The organism is Solibacillus palustris (assembly GCF_022549215.1).
Classification (GTDB): domain Bacteria; phylum Bacillota; class Bacilli; order Bacillales_A; family Planococcaceae; genus Solibacillus; species Solibacillus daqui.
The window spans coordinates 367,001-386,793 of record NZ_JAKZFC010000003.1 but is presented as its reverse complement, the minus strand read 5'-3'; the positions used below and the strand labels follow the sequence as shown (position 1 = coordinate 386,793).

The 19,793-nt window shown below is 37.0% G+C and carries 16 protein-coding genes, 1 pseudogene and 1 other annotated feature; of the genes and pseudogenes, 11 read left to right on the top strand and 6 right to left on the bottom strand.

Translation table 11 applies throughout. The features are described 5' to 3' along the window. Positions 1-102 precede the first annotated feature (102 nt). Together LZ480_RS11275 and LZ480_RS11270 are read right to left on the bottom strand one after the other, a co-directional pair. On the bottom strand, positions 103-696 hold the full coding sequence (locus LZ480_RS11275) for a class I SAM-dependent methyltransferase (RefSeq protein ID WP_241369523.1): 594 nt from the start codon (positions 694-696) through the stop codon (positions 103-105). Continuing rightward, positions 693-1,652 (bottom strand): TIGR01212 family radical SAM protein, encoded by a 960-nt coding sequence (locus tag LZ480_RS11270; RefSeq protein WP_241369522.1) that lies wholly within the window; start codon positions 1,650-1,652, stop codon positions 693-695. The genes LZ480_RS11275 and LZ480_RS11270 overlap by 4 nt, the downstream gene beginning before the upstream one ends. A 136-nt stretch (positions 1,653-1,788) precedes the next feature. On the opposite strand from LZ480_RS11270, the gene LZ480_RS11265 reads away from it, so the two are divergent. From LZ480_RS11265 to LZ480_RS11255, 3 genes and pseudogenes are all read left to right on the top strand, one after another. Beyond that, complete coding sequence (locus tag LZ480_RS11265) at positions 1,789-2,949, top strand: MDR family MFS transporter (protein ID WP_241369521.1); 1,161 nt, start codon at positions 1,789-1,791, stop codon at positions 2,947-2,949. Between the two features lie 54 nt (positions 2,950-3,003). Continuing rightward, positions 3,004-3,221: a binding site (T-box leader), on the top strand. A gap of 114 nt (positions 3,222-3,335) precedes the next feature. Continuing rightward, the gene (leuS, locus tag LZ480_RS11260; protein WP_241369520.1) at positions 3,336-5,750 is read left to right on the top strand and encodes a leucine--tRNA ligase; all 2,415 of its coding nucleotides are present in this window, start codon (positions 3,336-3,338) and stop codon (positions 5,748-5,750) included. Between the two features lie 238 nt (positions 5,751-5,988). Next, positions 5,989-6,084: pseudogene (locus tag LZ480_RS11255) on the top strand (winged helix-turn-helix domain-containing protein); the annotation flags it as partial. Between the two features lie 76 nt (positions 6,085-6,160). On the opposite strand, the gene LZ480_RS11250 reads toward LZ480_RS11255, so the two are convergent. Next, positions 6,161-7,876 (bottom strand): HD-GYP domain-containing protein, encoded by a 1,716-nt coding sequence (locus tag LZ480_RS11250; RefSeq protein WP_241369519.1) that lies wholly within the window; start codon positions 7,874-7,876, stop codon positions 6,161-6,163. A gap of 472 nt (positions 7,877-8,348) precedes the next feature. Between LZ480_RS11250 and LZ480_RS11245 the strand changes: the two genes are divergently transcribed. Further along, a complete protein-coding gene (locus LZ480_RS11245; protein WP_241369518.1) occupies positions 8,349-8,783 on the top strand; it encodes a CoxG family protein in 435 nt (144 codons plus the stop codon). Between the two features lie 285 nt (positions 8,784-9,068). Continuing rightward, a complete protein-coding gene (gene trhA, locus LZ480_RS11240) occupies positions 9,069-9,710 on the top strand; it encodes a PAQR family membrane homeostasis protein TrhA (RefSeq protein WP_241369517.1) in 642 nt (213 codons plus the stop codon). A 285-nt stretch (positions 9,711-9,995) separates the two neighbouring features. Here the strand turns inward: trhA and LZ480_RS11235 are convergent, their stop codons facing one another. Both LZ480_RS11235 and LZ480_RS11230 read right to left on the bottom strand, forming a co-directional pair. Next, complete coding sequence (locus LZ480_RS11235; RefSeq protein ID WP_241369516.1) at positions 9,996-10,811, bottom strand: cysteine methyltransferase; 816 nt, start codon at positions 10,809-10,811, stop codon at positions 9,996-9,998. 73 nt (positions 10,812-10,884) lie between these two features. Then, positions 10,885-12,144, bottom strand: a complete 1,260-nt coding sequence (locus tag LZ480_RS11230) for a BaiN/RdsA family NAD(P)/FAD-dependent oxidoreductase (RefSeq protein ID WP_241369515.1) — start codon at positions 12,142-12,144, stop codon at positions 10,885-10,887. Positions 12,145-12,379: 235 nt separating this feature from the next. Between LZ480_RS11230 and LZ480_RS11225 the strand changes: the two genes are divergently transcribed. Together LZ480_RS11225 and LZ480_RS11220 are read left to right on the top strand one after the other, a co-directional pair. Beyond that, positions 12,380-13,996, top strand: coding sequence for a putative polysaccharide biosynthesis protein (locus LZ480_RS11225; protein WP_241369567.1), 1,617 nt, complete (start codon positions 12,380-12,382; stop codon positions 13,994-13,996). Between the two features lie 47 nt (positions 13,997-14,043). Next, a complete protein-coding gene (locus LZ480_RS11220) occupies positions 14,044-14,754 on the top strand; it encodes a pseudouridine synthase (protein ID WP_241369514.1) in 711 nt (236 codons plus the stop codon). A 182-nt stretch (positions 14,755-14,936) separates the two neighbouring features. On the opposite strand, the gene LZ480_RS11215 is transcribed toward LZ480_RS11220, so the two are convergent. Beyond that, positions 14,937-15,158 (bottom strand): DeoR family transcriptional regulator, encoded by a 222-nt coding sequence (locus tag LZ480_RS11215; protein ID WP_057989039.1) that lies wholly within the window; start codon positions 15,156-15,158, stop codon positions 14,937-14,939. A 516-nt stretch (positions 15,159-15,674) separates the two neighbouring features. Between LZ480_RS11215 and nagA the strand changes: the two genes are divergently transcribed. The 4 genes from nagA to ptsP all read left to right on the top strand — a co-directional run bounded on the left by nagA (position 15,675) and on the right by ptsP (position 19,791). Next, on the top strand, positions 15,675-16,847 hold the full coding sequence (gene nagA / locus LZ480_RS11210; RefSeq protein WP_241369513.1) for an N-acetylglucosamine-6-phosphate deacetylase: 1,173 nt from the start codon (positions 15,675-15,677) through the stop codon (positions 16,845-16,847). Between the two features lie 2 nt (positions 16,848-16,849). Further along, positions 16,850-17,581: a GntR family transcriptional regulator gene (locus LZ480_RS11205; RefSeq protein WP_241369512.1), complete on the top strand. Its 732-nt coding sequence runs from the start codon at positions 16,850-16,852 to the stop codon at positions 17,579-17,581. Between the two features lie 234 nt (positions 17,582-17,815). Next, complete coding sequence (locus tag LZ480_RS11200; protein ID WP_241369566.1) at positions 17,816-18,088, top strand: HPr family phosphocarrier protein; 273 nt, start codon at positions 17,816-17,818, stop codon at positions 18,086-18,088. Then, positions 18,082-19,791 (top strand): phosphoenolpyruvate--protein phosphotransferase, encoded by a 1,710-nt coding sequence (gene ptsP, locus LZ480_RS11195; RefSeq protein WP_241369511.1) that lies wholly within the window; start codon positions 18,082-18,084, stop codon positions 19,789-19,791. Before LZ480_RS11200 ends, ptsP begins: the two co-directional genes overlap by 7 nt. Positions 19,792-19,793 lie beyond the last annotated feature (2 nt).

The window sequence follows — 19,793 nt, the reverse complement described above, 5'->3', positions numbered from 1 at the left end:
TCCCTCATTTCTAAAAGGGGAGCTGTCAAAAAAATGTTTCCGTTTTGGACAGTGCTCGTCTCATATATTATTTATCCGTTATAGGCGGTGCTTCTGCGGTGGTCAAAATAAATTCTCAAAATCTCTTGGTAATTCTTTTACTTTTTCTAATGCAATGATAAACGGTGGGTCATTTTTTTGATTAATAAATTCATAGCGCAGTACGTGAATGTATTTTTGCGGTAAATTACTAACAAAGCGAATCACTTCATCGCGCTCTTCTTTCCCGCCTTCGTGTCCATGATAGACAACTAATACAATCATGCCTCCTACTTTTAATAATTTAAGTAGGCTTTCGAGTGACTGAATTGTTGTGTTTGGTTTTGTTACAACTTCGTGGTCACTGCCTGGTAAATAACCAAGATTAAAGATGGCTGCTGATACCGTCTTATTGACGTATTTTGCTACATTCTCATGGCCGTCGCGTAACACGATGGCACGGTGTTCTAATGCATTATCAAGTAAACGGTGTAATGTTGCATCAACGGCTTCTTTCTGCACATCAAACGCATAAACAAAACCATGATCGCCAACAAGGTTCGCTAAAAATAACGTATCATGCCCGTTACCAGCTGTCGCATCAACGGCGATATCACCTTCAGCAACTGACATTTGTAGTAGTGTTTGTGCGTATTGAATAACTCGTTCTAGCTTCATTCGCTTGTCACATCAGCCTTGTAGTGCTTTCCTTGCCATGATCCGCGTCGTTCAAGCTCCGCGTCGATACCGTTTAACACTTCCCATTTGTTCACTGACCACATTGGACCAATCATTAAATCGATAGGGCCGTCACCTGTAATTCGATGTACAATCATTTCTGGGGGAATGATTTCAAGTTGATCCGCCACGAGATTAATGTAGGCATCTTTATCCATAAACTCAAGCATGCCTTTTTCGTATTGCTTTACGAGCGGTGTGCCTTTTAATAAGTGTAATAAGTGAATTTTGATGCCTTGAACATCAAGCTTTGCCACTTCACGTGCGGTTTCCATCATCATATCGTAATCTTCAAGTGGTAAGCCGTTTATAATATGTGTCACAATACGAATGTTATGTTTGCGGAGCTTGTTAACTCCTTCAACATAGGTTTTGTAATCATGTGCGCGGTTAATTAAGTTTGCTGTTTTTTCGTGTACCGTTTGTAAACCAAGCTCTACCCATAAATATGTGCGTTCATTTAATTCCGCCAAATATTCAATAACATCGTCTGGCAAACAGTCAGGACGAGTGGCGATTGATAAGCCCATAACGCCTTCACAAGCTAATGCTGCTTCGAATTTTTCCTTTAATACTTCAAGGGGAGCATGTGTATTTGTGTACGCTTGGAAATAAGCCATCGTTAGGCCGTCTTTCCATTTGTTTTCCATTTTTGATTTGATTTGCTCAAATTGAACGGGAATTGGATCCACTTTATTGCCAGCGAAGTCACCTGAACCAGCTGCCGAGCAAAATGTACAACCCCCAAATGCAACTGTACCATCACGGTTAGGGCAGTCAAAGCCAGCATCTAGTGCTACCTTGTATACCTTTTTCCCGAATTCATTTCGTAAATAGCGATTCCATGTATAATAACGCTTTCCATCTGAAGGGAAAGGGAAATTTGTTTCAGTCATAAGTCTGTTTCACTCCTCTAAGCATTTATTTTATCATGGAGCTAAGAACTGTACTAATAGAAAATCTTTTTCTTGTGTATTTTTAATATTAAGAATAAACTTGTTGTTTGAGGTCGTTTTTGAAGGGGGAAATTTTGTGCCGAAACAAGTTTGGTTATTAATTATTGGCTCGTTTATTAATACGGTAGGAAATTCATTTTTATGGCCTTTAAATAGTATTTACATACATGATCATTTAGGGAAGTCATTAACGGTTGCTGGAATTGTTCTTATGCTGAATTCATTAGCAGGGGTGTTTGGTAATTTAGTTGGTGGTTTTTTATTTGATAAATTGGGGGGCTATAAAGCGATATTTATTGGGGTTGTGCTCAATTTATTATCGATTTTGTTATTAACATTTTGGCATGAATGGCCCCAATATGTCATCTTTTTAGCGATGCTTGGCTTTAGTGGGGGGATTGTATATCCAGCAATTTATGCGATTGCTGGTAGTGCTTGGCCAGAGGGGGGACGAAAAGCCTTTAACTCGATTTTTTTAGCAAATAATGTTGGAGTTGCTATTGGTCCAGCACTTGCGGGAATTGTGGCTGATATTAAATTTGATTATGTATTTAGTGCAAATCTATTTTTCTATGTGCTATTTTTCATTCTTGTGTTAACGACATTCAAGTGTTTTGACGTAGATCAAGTGACGACAAAAGCGATTTCGCAAGGGGAGAAAGGTCGTCAAAAAGGTCCGATATTGGCCATTGCAATTTTAAGTATTTCACTTGTTGTTTGTTGGCTAAGTTATTCGCAATGGAGCGCAACCATTTCGTCATATACTCAAGGGTTAGGGATGAGTTTGTCGCAGTATAGCTTACTATGGACGATAAATGGCTTTATGATTGTCGCGGTACAACCGATTATTAAACCACTTGTAACACGTTGGGAAAAGAAAGTTAAGCATCAACTAGTGCTTGGTTTAGTGTTAATGTCTGTATCTTATATGGTCGTTTATTTTGCACAAGATTTTAAAATATTTGTAGCAGCGATGGTTATTTTAACATTCGGTGAAGTGTTCTTTTCACCGGTCATTCCGTTAATTGCAAACAAGCTAGCCCCTCAAGGACAGCAAGGCTTTTATCAAGGTTTAGTAAACAGTGCTACAACGATTGGACGTATGATTGGCCCAGTGTTTGGTGGCTTCATGGTGGATGTTTATGGTATGCAAGTGTTAATGATCATTTTATCTATTATTACATTAGTCGCGATTATCCCGTGTTTGGTTTATGACAGAGCATTGAAGGATACGTAAAACTCCCACTTGTACTTTTACCATCTATCCATTAAAATGAATGAAATAATAATAAATTGAACTGTGATGAGGAATAGTAGATGGCTTCACTTTTTAGAGAGCTAGCGGTTGGTGTAAGCTAGTAGGTGATAAATTGAACTCGCCTCGGAGTATGCTTTGCTGAACACTTAGTAAGTAAAGCCGTGAATTCGCGTTAAGAATCTACAAGCTGAGTGCTGTGTCACTAATTTGGGTGGTACCGCGGGAGTTAACAATATTCTCTCGTCCCTGTCTTTCACAAGATAGGGGCGGGATTTTTTTATTGTTCAAATATTCAGTTAATTTACAAGCGAATTAGAAATACTTCCTAGCAGAACAATCAATCGTATTTAAAGGAGGAAATTATTGTGAGCTTTAATCATCAGCAAATCGAAAAAAAATGGCAGGCATATTGGGATGTTAACAAAACATTCAAAACAGAAAACGAAGTCGATAAACCGAAGTTCTACGCATTAGATATGTTCCCTTATCCATCGGGTTCAGGTCTTCATGTAGGACACCCAGAAGGTTACACAGCGACAGATATCCTTTCTCGTTTTAAACGTATGCAAGGTTACAACGTACTTCATCCAATGGGTTGGGATGCTTTCGGTTTACCAGCAGAGCAATACGCGCTTGATACAGGAAATGACCCAGCAGAATTCACTGCAAAAAACATTGCTACATTCAAACGTCAAATTAACGAATTAGGCTTCTCGTATGACTGGGATCGTGAAATTAATACAACAGACCCTTCCTACTACAAATGGACGCAATGGATTTTCACGAAATTAGTGGAAATGGATTTAGCGTATGTAGACGAAATCGCTGTAAACTGGTGTGAAGCATTAGGAACAGTACTTGCCAACGAAGAAGTTATCGATGGTGTTTCTGAACGCGGTGGTCATCCAGTAGTACGTAAACCGATGCGTCAATGGGTACTACGTATTACAAAATACGCAGACCGTTTAGTAGATGATTTAGAAGATGTAGATTGGCCAGAGTCAATTAAAGAAATGCAACGTAACTGGATTGGACGTTCTGAAGGGGCACAAGTGAAATTCACAGTTGCTGGTACAGAAAAAGAGTTCGAAGTATTTACGACTCGCCCAGATACATTATTCGGTGCAACTTACTGTGTACTTGCACCAGAGCATAAATTTGTTTCTGAAATTACAACGCCAGAACAAAAAGAGGCAGTTGAAGCTTATTTAGAAAAGGTTTCTCTAAAATCTGACCTAGAGCGTACAGACTTAGCGAAAGAAAAAACGGGTGTCTTCACGGGTGCTTATGCTGTGAACCCAATTAACGGCAAACAAGTGCCGATCTGGATTGCCGACTATGTATTAGTTTCTTATGGTACAGGTGCAATCATGGCGGTTCCTGCACATGATGAGCGTGACTACGAGTTCGCAAAAGAATTCGGTTTAGAAATTACACCTGTATTAGAAGGTGGCGATATCGAAAACGAAGCATTCACTGGTGACGGTATTCACATTAACTCTGATTTCTTAAATGGCTTAAACAAAGTGGATGGTATTGAAAAAGCAATTGCTTGGTTAGAGGAAAATGGTGTTGGAGAGAAGAAAATTTCTTATCGTCTACGCGACTGGTTATTCAGCCGTCAACGCTATTGGGGTGAGCCAATTCCAGTGATTCACTGGGAAGATGGTACAATGACTACAATTCCTGAAAACCAGCTGCCACTTGAGTTACCGAAGACAACAAACATCCGTCCTTCAGGTACAGGTGAATCACCACTTGCGAATATTGAAGAGTGGGTAAATGTTGTAGATCCGGTAACAGGAAAAAAAGGTCGTCGTGAAACGAACACAATGCCGCAATGGGCTGGTTCTTCATGGTACTTCCTACGCTATATCGATCCGACAAATGAAAAAGCAATTGCTGACCCAGAATTATTAAAGCGTTGGTTACCGGTTGATATTTATATCGGTGGCGCGGAGCACGCGGTACTGCACTTACTATACGCACGCTTCTGGCATAAAGTGCTTTACGATTTAGGCGTTGTTCACACGAAAGAGCCATTCCAAAAGTTATTCAACCAAGGGATGATCTTAGGTGAAGGGAACGAAAAAATGTCGAAATCAAAAGGGAATGTTGTAAACCCTGATGATATTATCGAATCTCATGGTGCCGATACATTACGTTTATACGAAATGTTCATGGGTCCATTAGAAGCATCTGTTGCATGGTCTACAAATGGTCTTGATGGGGCACGTCGCTTCTTAGATCGTATTTGGCGCTTATTCGTGACAGACGAAGGCAAATTAGCCGATAAAGTACAAGTATCAGATGATCAATCATTAGAAAAAATGTACAATCAAACAGTGAAAAAAGTGACAGAAGACTACGAAGGTATCCGTTTCAATACAGCGATTTCACAAATGATGGTATTCATCAATGATTGCTACAAAGCAGAAGTGATTCCTACTAAATATGTAGAAGGCTTTGTAAAACTATTATCACCAATCGCTCCACACGTAGCAGAAGAGCTTTGGACAATTTTAGGTCACGAAGGTACAATTACGTACGAACAGTGGCCAGCATATGACGAATCTAAGCTTGTAGATGATGAAATCGAAGTCGTTGTGCAAGTATTAGGTAAAGTTCGTGCCAAAGTAAAAGTAGCAAAAGACGTTTCTAAAGAAGAATTAGAAAAAGTTGCGCTTGAAGATAGCAAAGTACAAGAATTCATTACTGGTAAAGATGTTGTAAAAGTTATCGTAATTCCAGGGAAATTAGTAAACATCGTTGTAAAATAATAATCATTTTTTATGAAAGACTGTTCAGAAATTTTTTTCTGAACAGTCTAATTTTATTTCAAGAAAACAATTGTTTATATTATGTATAACGAAGCCGTTTATTGCAAAAGAAGTGATTGCAAGATATTAATCGAAAGAAGGGTATGAAAAAGCAACGGCTTAAATTAGATAATATGCTAATTGATTTTGAAGAAAAAATTGTGTACATAAACGGGGGACAGGTGCATCTCTTTACAAAGTTAGTATGCTACGCAAAAAAATTGAAACGAATCCAGCGGAGCCAAAGTATATTCAAACAGTCAGAGGGTTTGGCTATAAATTTGAAGTGAAATAAAAGGTGCTTTTTAGCATAATAAGGGGGGCGGCCGAGAAGTGTTTCAGGTCGCCCTTTTTGCATAGCCACTTTTATATTAAAGAAAAACAAACGGTTGTTCCACAGCTAAATCTTCGAGTAAATAGTGGAAGTTGAATACATCCTTATTATCACCAATAAGACCGATTAAATAGTTTTCGATTTTATTTTTTGGTACTTCATACATATTTGGTAAATATGACAATAACAACGTATCGGTATGGGAATTACTAATGACGCATGTTGTTGTAAATTCTGCAGTGTCTAGCTTGTTTAAAATTAAATCAAGATTAGCGTTTAACGGCATGATATGTGGCATCACGCGATCATTATGAATGAGACCTAAAAATACCGAGAAGAAGTAATCATTTTTAAATTGATCATCAACCAAAATTAAAACATTTTCTTTATATAAATTATTTTCTATTTGTTCATTTACTTTTTGTTGCATGAGCTGCTTCATATAATTGATGACATCCGCATACTTTTTGTCAGAAATGGCCTTTTGCATATGCAGTAAATTTAGAATTTGATAGACAGGAATAAAGATTTTCGTGAAATATTCGATAACTTTAAAGTTGTCTACAATTTTTAAATAGGTTTTTTTCGCGCTTTCTACATTTGCGCTAACAAGTTCATTGTAAAACGTATTTAAAAGCGCTGTCTTATCTTCAGTTTGGTGTGAAATCATTTTAATAATTGTAATATCGTTGTTAATTGAAATATGGAAAGAAGTATTCGTTTCCATACATTTCACACGTGGTGACGTTGGGAATTGTGGATTTGTTTTTTCGACAATTCCGTGGTAGCCGTCTGATAATAGAACAATTGAATTTACAGGGTAAATACTAATAAAATCAACAAATAATGTTAATAGACTATCATTAAATTTTTCTTCGTCACGGTAAAGTAAACTAAAGGCATCTGCTGCACGCATCGCATCACGGTATGTTCGTTTCATTGTTGTAGCAGAATAAACATCAATAATTTGAAGCAGCTCAAGCTCTGTTGTAAAAATGGTTGGTGCACTTTCAGGATAACCTTCACCATTACGACGTTCATGGTGTGATTTGGCGATGTAAGCTAAATCCGATAAACCAATTTGTTTGAAAATCTTTTCACCATGGAGCGTATGCATTTTCATTTCTTCAAATTCATGTGCAGTTAAGCGACCAGGCTTTGATAAGATAGAACGCGGAGTTTTAAGCTTCCCAATATCGTGTAGTAAATAGCCAATTGCCAAACGCTCTATATTTTTTAAATTTAAATGGCGCGCAAATAAAGTTCCAATAATATAGGCATCAATCGAATGTAGATAAGAATGATAATCCCATTCTCTTAACTGCATTAAATAATTTTTATAATCACTATTTGATAAAATTTTAGCTAATAATTTTTGTAAGTAATCAATTTTTTTCTCATCCTTTAATATTTCTCCATAACGAATTTCAATATCTAGTTCAGCTAATATAGCGTAGAAGTCAAAGGTTTCGTAATTTTCTTCAGAAATAGCTGCAAAGTTAAAAGTTAAGCTTTCAGTTGGCTGAAGGGTATCTGATTTGACATTAGGGATATTTAAATCAATTGGTGCCATAACTTGTTCTTTATAGTAAATCGAAACAAAATGTACACTCTTTCTTTTAAGTAAATCAATCGCTTTTTCTGTGATGGGACTACCTTTTGTCATGATTAGTTGGCGGTCAACATATATATCGGCAGCAAGAACATCACCAGGTACGATATCCCGCAGCAATAGTTGTTCAATTTTTGGCATAGGTTACACTCCTAACTTTATATGCAAACGATTCATTACCTATTATATGTTAATTCTATTCATCGATGGATATATTTTATTGAATTATTTAGAAAAAATTAATAAAAAAGTACTGATTATTATTTTTGGGAATAATTACTTTAAGTATAAAATTTGTAGCTAACTTTAATAGTAAAAACGATATATATGGAAAGTATATAGGTTGAAAGTATTAATATGAGAGGGATGTTACAATTGTATGAAGAAATCGTGTTTGTAAGAGATAGCTACTTTATTACTAGTGTTATTGATATAGGGAGTTTAGTTTTCATTGATTATGAAAAAAGGTGCGAATGCTTTAAATAAAGCGAATTTTGATAAAAATACACAACAATTAAATGAAAAATAATACTTTAGTCATCCGTAATTTTATGTATACTAGAATAGTAAATGACTTTCATTTAACGATTTAATTAGAAAGAAGTGTAGTAATATGGCACAAGCATCACATTCAGTACAAATTCCTGTAGCTCAAGACAAAGTATGGGCTTTCGTAAGCAAAATCGAAAAATGGGCAACATTAGTTCCAGCCTATAAAGATCATAAGCAAATTGATGAACTAACATCGCATTGGACGTTCGAAGGTAACTTCAAAGGTTTATCAAAAAAAATCCAATTAGAAATTAAAATTGTCGAAATGAACGAACCATCGAGCATTAAATTTGAAATAAAAGGGTTGTCAGACAATTTCTCAGGTGGCGGCGAATTTAAAGCAGAGCCAAAAGATGGTGGTACATATATGACTGGTACAGTAGAAATGAATGCAGGTGGTTTATCTGGGGCTGTATTAACGCCCGCAATTAAAGTAGTATTACCAAAAATCACATCTCGTTTAACGGAAAAAATTGCACGTCATATCCAAGCGTAATTTTAACAGGCCTATTAGAATGTTTTTCTAATGGGCTTTTGTTCAAAGATAAGGAAGTATAACTTTTTACTGGGAGCTAGACTAAAGCGTTAGTTCCCCGATTTTTTGGTCCGTCCGTCGAAAGTTGATAAAGCATCTACTCACTAGTCGGCCAGCCCAAAGTTTGTCACAGGCACTTTAGCACTTTTCTAATATGTGATAAATATCATATGGAAGCTATGACAACTTCCTATGTGGTTACGACCGGCTATTTTCTATAATGAAGTTAAGAAAGAGGTGGTTTTGATGACACAAATCATAGTGGAACAAAGTGGCTATAATGCCAAAGAAGAATTTTGGAATGGCTTGACGCATGGTATAGCCGCACTGTTAACAATTCCTGCAACGATAGCTTTGATCGCAAAAGCACAGGTAAATGGTTCAACAGTAGAGCTTGTCAGTTATATAATCTTCGGAATGTCAATGTTTTGCCTATATTTAGCCTCAACGATGTATCACGTATGGCCAACGCACAAAACTTTCCTAAAAAAGCTTGATCATAGCTCAATCTTTTTACTTATTGCGGGGACCTATACACCAGTTGTTTTAATTGCAATTGGTGGCACGTTAGGCTGGACGATTTTTGCGGTTCAATGGGGATTAGCGGCAATTGGTATTGCGCTAAAACAATTTTTCGTCCATCGATATATGGGGGTATCGTTACTAGTTTATATCGGTATGGGCTGGATTATTATTTTCGTGTTCAAGCCATTATTTGCACACATTGGGATTGCAGGCATCCTCACATTACTTGCAGGAGGCCTAAGCTACACAATTGGCACGTATTTCTATAAAAACAAAAACATTCCGTACAATCATGCAATTTGGCACGTATTTGTAATGGGTGGCAGTGTGGCGATGTTTTTCGCGATTTATTTATACGTATAACTTGCTTCAGCAAATTCTTTGTGTATCATAAGCAAAGCAATTGGTACAGAAGTTCTCCGCTTTCTATAAGTGGGGGCTGAAGCAAGTTACTGCCCAAGCGAATGTCGCAGATTTTTAGAGGAGTTAATTTAGGATGTTAACCTAGTTCATCGCATCCATGTCCATGCGATAACGGCTAACTAACCTGCTTCGTGCAGGCATAGGTTCGAAAAAATCTAGACGAAAATTATGCTTAGGCTTAATTGATTAAAAAGTCGACTCTCGTATTTGGAGAGCCGACTTTTTTTAAATACTCGCAGTAAATTTTTCGATTAAATCATGTAAATACTCGTCGTATTGTTCTTCGTTGCGTTTTTTCATTTGAGTTAAAATTTGCTGTAAAAAGGCTTGGTTATCCATAAACTGGTCTGGCAATTTTTCGTACATCAACTGGTGATGGTAATTTTCTTGATCTAAATACAGCTCAAAATAGTAGCCTAGTTTTTCACTTTCATTAAACATATGCATCATGCAATCTACTTCATAGCATTGCATCATATAGGAATGTTTGAACCCGATTTGAACTGTAAATTGAATATGCCCACCTTTTTCGTCGAGTAAAAAGGGACTAATATTTGAAATATTATGGTTTTGATTTGTTAACCAAATCATCTCGGTTGCTTGTCGATTGGTAGAAAAGCTCGTAATGCCCTTTGAAAGATTATCTAATAAAAACTCTTTTGCGCGCTGTGCCTGCAAACTTTTTTCGTAATCATCAGACTTCTGTATATAAGATAGCTGATTGTACAGACTCTCCAATAGCATGGGGCTTTTTTGAATGTGTTCGATAATATTTTTTAATTGAAGCGGAAAAATATTAGGGATGTTTACTAAATCTACAGCGAGCGTCATGCCTTGCCCTTGCTTGCTTATGCCTAAAATAAGTTTGAAAAGTAAATTTTGAGCGAATTCCTCATCTTGTTCAACGTAGCAAAATGTACGAATAGCAAATGAAAATTCATCCTTATTTAAGTCACGTATTTTTTGGACAGACAAATGAATTTGCATCATATCGTCTGCCGCTAAATAAAGAGTTGATTGTTTTGCGTCAGAATTAAGCATCGTGCTGTAGCCTCCTGATTTTACATACCATTAATGATACTAGGGAATGCTGGCAATCGCTAGTTGAATTGGCCTAAAATTTGAAAGAACCTGCACTCATACCTGCAATACGTCCAGTCACTAGTGCGGATGTAATATTGTAGCCGCCTGTATAACCGTGGATGTCTAAAATTTCACCACAGAAATAAAGACCAATTTTTTTCTTTGAAGCCATTGTTTTTGGCTCAATTTCTTTAACAGATACACCTCCACCAGTAACAAATGCCTTGTCAATAGATTGAGTCCCGTGTACATTCATCGTAAAACTAACTAATTCACGGGCAAAGTTGCGAATCTTTTCTTGAGATAATTCGATACCAGTAAGTGATGCGTCAATTCCAGCACGTTCTAGTAAAAATAGTAACCATCGCTCAGGAATGAGTGATTTCCATAAATTTTTAACGGCTTTTTTTGGCTCATGTTTAATTGTTTTATTTAACATTTGGAAACAAGTTTCTTCATTATATTCAGTTAAGGAATGAATACGTACTTGTACAGGGGCACTTCCTGTTTTTAATTGCTCTTTCACAATAAATTGACTACAACGTAAAATAGCAGGACCACTTAAGCCGAAGTGTGTAAATAACATATCCATTTGATGCGTAACGAGTATTTTGCCTTTTTTGTTTAATACTGAAACCGCAACGTTACGGAGTGCTAGACCTTGCAATTCGCGTGATTGAATGAAAGATTCCTTGGATGTAACCGGTACTTCTGTTGGGAAAAGTGTTGTTACAGTATGTCCAGCACGTTCAGCCCATGGGTAGCCGTCACCTGTTGAACCAGTTTGTGGAACTGCTTTACCACCAACTGCTACGACAACCGCATTCGCACGGATTTCTTCATCGTTTTCTAGACGTACGCCGTAAATTTTTTCGTCGTCCATCATTAATTTATTGACTGCGGTGTGTAAACGAACCTCTACTTTTAATCGCTTTAATTCATTCACTAAAGCATCGACAACATCTTGCGCGCGGTTTGATACTGGGAACATTCGACCGTGATCCTCTTCTTTTAATGGCACCCCAAGCCCTTCAAAAAAGCGAATGATATCTTCGTTGTTATAGACTGTGAATGGGCTAAACATAAAGCGCCCGTTCCCAGGAATGTGCTTAATAATTTCTTCAACAGATAGGCGATTTGTAACATTACAACGCCCGCCACCAGAAATCGCAAGTTTTTTCCCAAGCTTCGACCCTTTTTCTAATAATAATACTTTTTTATTTTGTTCGGCTGCGGCGATTGCGGCCATTAAGCCCGATGGCCCGCCTCCGATTACGATACAATCAAACATAGTTATTTCTCACTTTCTTTTCAATAAATTTTCTTAACTGGCTAAAGTTTTCTATGACCTATTATACATTAATTGAAGAAACTATTTGAGTAAATGGTCTTTCACATGTAAACTGTTATAGTGAAATACAATGAAACTTCTAACAAAGGGAAGTCGTCATTATGAAAACTGGCAATTATTAAAAGTGATGACAGCATCTTCACTTGAATTTAAATTTAGAACGGTAGGTTTTTTCATGTCTTCTTTAATGAAGGGAACGGCGATTTTAACAATCGGTTTGTTTTTATCTAAGCTTTTAGGATTAGTTTATATTTTCCCTTTCTATGCGATTGTTGGTGAAGAAAATATTGGTTTATACAACTATGCCTATATTCCATATAACATTATGTTGAGTATCGCTATTGCAGGGTTACCAATTGCGGTATCAAAATTCGTTTCAAAATATAATGCGCTCGGTGATTATGATGCCGGTCGTCGCTTAGTAAAAACAGGTGCACTTTTCATGACGCTTACAGGGATTGTAGCGTTTATTATCATGAATTTATTGGCAGAGCCTATTGCTAATATTGTAATTGCTGATGATGAGCAAGCATTTAGTGTACAGCAAATTACCGATGTCATTCAATGGGTAAGTTACGCATTAATTGTCGTACCTTTTATGAGTTTAGTGCGTGGCTATTTTCAAGGATATGGTCATTATTTACCTACATCAGTATCACAGCTTATTGAACAAATTGTGCGTATTGTCTTTTTGCTTGGCGGCGCATTCTTAGTAGTAAATGTTTTTGAAGGAGACAAAATTACTGCGATTAACGTATCGGTATTTGCTGCATTTATTGGCGCACTTGGTGGACTTGCAACATTATTCTATTTTTGGAAGAAGCTACGTCCGGAAATTAAAGCCGTTCAAGTTGTTGCACCAAAACAACATCAGTTGCCATATTCGGAGATGTATAAAGAAATATTCAAATACTCGGTCCCAGTTGTCTTCGTAGGACTGGGGAGTTCGTTATTCCAATTAGTTGATATGTTAACGTTCAACCGTGCAATGATTGCAGGGGGCGAGCCAGCAGATGTAACGGATACATACTTTACGATGCTAAACTTATTAACACAAAAAATTGTGATGATTCCAGTTGTATTAGCGACAGGTTTTTCGATGGCGATTATTCCAACAGTGACAAAGTTTTTTACGGAAGGAAATTTACGCTCTGTACATGGTGCGATTGATAAAACGTACCAAATACTGTTATTTATTACGGTGCCAGCATCAATTGGTATCGCTATTTTAGCAGAGGACTTATATCACTTCTTCTTTGAATATAGTGAAATGGGGACGCAGGTGTTAAGTCATTATGCACCGCTTGCAATCTTATTTGGTTTATTTTCAGTAACGGCAGCGATTTTACAAGGTGTCGATTATCAAAAATGGGTTATCTTTAGCTTATTAATTGGTTTGTTTGTAAAAACGATTTTAAATACACCGCTAATTAAATTACTATCTGTTGATGGTGCGATTTTAGCAACGGCTATTGGTTATATCTTTACGATTGTCATTAATATGTTCGTCATTAGTAAAGTAACAAATTACAAAATGAAGGTAGCACGTCGCCGAATTTTATTGATTTTGTTATTAACAATTTTCATGTCGATTGCGGTATCATTAACACATTTGGTATTAACAGCAATTGCCCCAGCCGATACAAAATTAATGGCACTTATGTATGCCGTTGTTTGTGCGGGAATGGGTATGGTTGTTTACGGGGCAATTTCATACAAGCTTGGTTTAGCTCAATTATTATTAGGTGAAAAATTAACAAAAGTTATGCGTAAATTACGTTTAGTTAAATAAACAAGTTGGGCGTCTAGTAGGCGTCCTCTTTCATTTTGGAGGGTTTTATGCGTTTAGATAAACTATTAGCGAACATGGGCTACGGTTCTCGTAAAGAAGTAAAAGTATTATTAAAACAAAAAGCCGTAACAGTTGACGGTGAAGTGGTTAAGGATTCAGCGATGCATGTTGATCCAGAAAAGCAGAATGTATCTGTGTTCGGTGAACGCGTGGAATACATTGAATTCATTTATGTGATGATGAACAAGCCACCGGGAGTAATTTCGGCGACAGAAGATCGTTATGATCAAACGGTAATTGATTTATTAGATCCCTATGTACAGCATTTTCAGCCATTCCCTGTAGGACGCTTAGATAAAGATACAGAAGGGCTATTACTGATTACGAATGATGGTAATTTAGCGCATAATTTATTATCACCGAAAAAGCACGTACCCAAATGGTATTATGCAAAAATAGACGGTGTTGTAACTGTGGCCGATATCGAAGCTTTTGCGCAAGGGGTAACACTTGACGATGGCTATCATACAAAGCCGGGCGAGTTGAAAATAATAGTTTCGGGTGAGGAATCTGAAATTGAACTAATGATTCAAGAAGGAAAGTTCCATCAAGTGAAGCGTATGTTTGAATCCGTTGGTAAAACAGTAACGTATTTAAAACGTCTATCAATGGGGCCACTTGAATTGGATGAAGAGTTAGCGCTGGGTGATTACCGTGAGCTAACGAAAGAAGAATTAACGAGTTTACTAGAGCGTTAAAAAAATGCGAATGTCCCCGACGAAAAGGACATTCGCTTTTTTCGTTCCCAGTGTTTTAGGAACTGGTTGACTTTCAGCATAAAAGTCTATTTATTACATTGTGTAACTGATCGACACCTTAAATTATGTTGGGACAAATAAGTCCTTTCTCACAAAATAAGAATCAGCCGCTTTCAAAAATTCTAAGATGTCATTTTAACTTTTTTCTTCGTCGTTGTCCATTTACCTCGACTCGGGCTCACTACCAAGTCATTGAAGGCTAACACATTCAAATCTCTTTGAATGGTGCGAGGAGTGATGTTGAACTCTTCGACTAAATCCTGTGTAGTCACTTCTCCTTTGTTGAGGATAAACATATACACGTCTTTAATACGATTAAGCATTCTGTCAGTAGTTGGTTTCATAATAAAAACCACTCCTTCGATCTTAGATTCTCATGGCATAAGACTAGCGGACGACAAGATATGTGCGGAGTGCACTTAGGCTCTTTTTAGTTTGCCTGAGACATCCCCTTTTCTGAAAGTTTGGTCAGAATAATTGTTCCGACACATACATTATAGCGAAAAATTAAGTATAGTTCCATAATTGAGACCGAATTATTAATAGTTTTACTGAAAATTCATAAACTTTAATTTAATTTAATGATCACAAATTAATGTTTTTAAATCGTAAAAACAGGTAGAAAATTTGTAAAAGTATTTTTTACTGAAATGTACGAGAGGATTTGAATGTTATCTACATATTTGAAAAGATGATTCCATTTCAGTATATAGTAAGATTTTTATGCTAAAATTCAAATTAATATTCAGAAAATACAAAATACATTTCAAATTCCAATAACTATTGTGTATAATTGGTATAGACAACTATACCGTAATGTAGAGCGACCGTGTAGTAATAAACAATAAGGGGGGATATTGATGGAAACATTACTTATTACCAATATTACCATTGTCAATTGCGATGAAAGAAAAGAATTATGTGACATCTATATTGAAAATGGAAAAATTATAGATATTGGTCAATCGCTAAAAAAAGAAGCTACTAAGATAATAGATTGTAAGCAACAGTCATTATTTTTACTTCCAGGGTTTATTGATATTCATATTCATGGAGCAAATGGCTTTGATACAATGGACAGTTCGCAGCAAGCTATTGAAAAAATATCGAAGCATTTGGTAAAAGAAGGTGTGACAAGCTTTTTAGCTACGACAATGACCCAATCGGTTGAAAATATTGAAGCTGCTCTAGTGAATTTGAAAAACTATGAAGATCATTTTGAAGGAGCGCAGTTATTAGGTGCTCATGTCGAAGGTCCATTTGTATCGGTTAAACGTGCGGGTGCACAACCAGTCGAGTTTATGCAACCACCTTCAATTTCGCTTCTAAAGCACTGGCATACTTTGTGTGATGGAGTAATAAAAATAATGACACTCGCTCCTGAATTAGAAAATGGGTTAGAACTTGTAACTATGCTACGCAAGCTTAATATTATTGCCTCCATAGGACATTCGGATGCAACCATGGAGGAAGTGCAAGCAGCTGTTGAAGCAGGTGTTACACAGGCAACCCATTTATATAATCAAATGCGTCCATTCCATCATCGTGATCCGGGAGTAGTAGGTGCCGCTTTACAGGACGATCAGATATTGGTTGAATTAATTGTCGATTTTATACACAGTCACCCAAAAGCTGTGAACCTTGCTTATAAAGTGAAGGGAGCAAAGCGAATTATATTAATAACAGATGCTATGAGAGCCAAGGGATTGCCTTATGGTGAATATGATTTGGGTGGGCAAATCGTGTATGTGACAGAAAATGGCGCGCACTTAGAAGACGGGACATTGGCAGGAAGCGTCTTAACGATGGAGCAAGCTGTGAAAAACATGAAAACAATTACAAATTGTAGTTTAGAAGAAATTGTCGCCATGTCCTCATCCAATGCAGCGCAGCAACTACAAGAAACAACTAAGGGACGCATTGCTGTTGGCTATGAAGCCGATTTAGTATTAGTAGACAGCGAAGTAACTGTTTGTAAAACCATTCGTAAAGGAAAGGTTGTCTATGAAAAACCTAACATGGAGATGGAATAAAGATGAATACAAAGATCGATAAAAATTCCCGAATACCGATTTACGGTCAAATCGAAGAAATTATTAAACAAAAGATTTATTTAAAGATTTATAAAATTGGTGAAAATATTCCTTCTGAACGAGAGCTTTCGGTTCAATTTGATGTAAGCCGGATGACTGTTAGGCAGGCTATTACAAACTTAGTAAATAACGGTCTTTTATATCGTGAAAAAGGGCGAGGGACTTATGTAGCCAATCCTAAACTAGAGCAGCCACTTACAGGACTTCGGAGCTTTACAGAGGATATGCTGGCACGTGGTATGAAGCCAAGTAGCAAAATCATCCGATTTGAAAAAATAATCCCATCACTCGATGTTATAAATGATTTATTTTTGGAGTCTGGGGATGAGGTTTTTTATGTTGTGCGTATACGAAGTGCCGATGATAAACCAATGGGGATTGAGCGAGCCTATATTCCCGTTAAGCTCATACCTAATTTAGATGAACAAAAAATATTGGGCTCTTTTTATCAGCTGATTGAAGCAAAGTTTCCACAAAAAATAGGTAATGCTGTGCAGCAAATTGAGGCCTCTATTGTGACAAAGGAGGAAAGTAAGCTATTAAAAATAAGTCCAACTTCGGCTGTGTTAAATATTAAACGAATTAGTTATTTGAGCGATGGTTTCCCATTTGAAATGGTAGAGAGTACGTACCGAGCAGATAGCTATAAATTTATTAGTGAAATAAAAAGGTGAGTTAATGCAACCTTACGTAGTAGAAGTTCAACAATTAATCTCAATGTTTTTAAGGAAGAACAGCATGTTTTGGAAAAAGTAGCAGCTATCATTGCAGGGCGTATTAAAGATAGAGGGATTTTTGTAGGGGAAAACTGACGGATCAGGTGAATTTAGGAAAAGAGCGCAGCGTCGTGTGGCAAAGCCTAAGTGACCAATCGGAGTCAAAAGCAATTAAATTAATTGGAGGAATGAATTATGGAAAAAACATTTAAAATTACTGCACCAGAAGGGCTTCACGCAAGACCGGCCGCATTACTTGTATCAGCGGCAACTCCATTTTTAGCAGACCTTTCATTACACTTTAATGGAAAATCAGCAAACTTAAAATCCATAATGGGCGTTATGGCGCAAGGGGTTGTTACTGGAAGTACAATCGTTATTTCAGCACAGGGCAGTGATGAGGCAGAGGCTTTACAGGTGATTGACGATGTAATTACATCGAAAGGAATTGGAGAAGAATGCTAGCGTTAAGAGGGATTCCTGTTTCAAACGGTGCAGCAATTGCAAAGGCTTATTGTTTAGTAGAGCCTGATTTAACCTTTTCAAAAAAGCAAAATCAAAATAATGATGCAGAAATCATGCGTTTCAACGAAGCAATTAGTCATGCTAAAACTGAAATTGAACGAATTCAAGCTGCAGCTACGCAAAAGTATGGAGAAGACAAAGGAGCTATTTTTGGTGCGCATCTACTTGTTTTACAAGATCCTGAATTGATTACTATGGTAGTAGGGAAAATTAAAGATGGTATGAATGCAGAATATGCTTTAGATGAAACGGCACAATTTTTCATACACATGTTTGAAGATTTGAATAATGACTATATGAAGGAGCGTGCTGCGGATATTCGCGATGTATCAAAGCGGGTATTGGCTCATTTATTAGGCATAGCGCTACCAGATTATAGTCGCATTAAAGAAGATGTCATTATTGTAGCGAAGGATTTAACACCTTCCATGACAACTCAGTTGGATCCGACTCATGTAAAGGGATTTATTACGGATATTGGTGGAAAAACATCACATACAGCTATTTTAGCAAGAACGATAGGTATCCCAGCAATTGTGGGGGTTAGAAGTGCCACATTGGATATTAAGCATGGAGATGTATTAATTATCGATGGTTCCTCTGGAGAAATTATTCTTCATCCAGATGATGACCGTATTGCACAATACAAACAAATAGAACAACAGCAAAAGCTATTCAAGCAACAATTAGAAAAATATCGGGAGTTAAAAAGTGTATCAAAGGATGGCCATTTCGTAGAGCTTGCAGGGAATATTGGCGGGCCACAAGATGTTGCAGCCGTATTAGCAGTTGGTGGCGAGGGCATAGGTCTTTTTCGAACGGAATTTCTTTATATGGACAGATTGGATTTACCGAGTGAGGAAGAGCAATTCACAGCTTATAAAGAGGTTCTAGAAGCGTTAAATGGCAAGCCTGTAGTCGTTCGTACACTTGATATTGGCGGGGATAAAAATCTGCCTTATTTGAAATTACCAACGGAGATGAACCCATTTTTAGGCTATCGTGCGATTCGTCTTTGTTTGGATCATCAAGAGCTATTCCGTACACAATTACGAGCACTACTGCGCGCAAGTGTTTTTGGTAGTTTAAAAATTATGTTTCCGATGATCGCTACACTAGATGAGTTTCGTAAGGCTAAGGAATTGCTATTCGAGGAAAAGGAAACGCTCCGTGTAGAGGGCATTCCAGTAGAGGAAGAAATAGAAATTGGCCTGATGATTGAAATTCCGTCAGCTGCAATTATTGCGGACTTATTTGCCAAAGAGGCAGATTTTTTATCAATTGGCACAAATGATTTAATTCAATACACCTTAGCTGCGGATCGCATGAATGAAAATTTATCGTATTTATATCAGCCTTATCATCCAGCCATTTTGCGTTTAGTAAAAATGATTATTGATGCTGGCCATAACGAAGGTAAATGGGTAGGGATGTGTGGTGAAATGGCAGGAGATTCAATAGCAATTCCAATTTTACTTGCACTTGGTTTAGATGAATTTTCGATGAGCGCGTCATCTATTTTACCGGTACGTAGTCAGCTTGCGACTTTAAGTAAGGAACAGCTCGTTCCGCAAGTACAAAATTTACTAAAATTAACTACTGCACAGCAAGTTGAACAAGCAGTATTAGATATATTGAAATAATT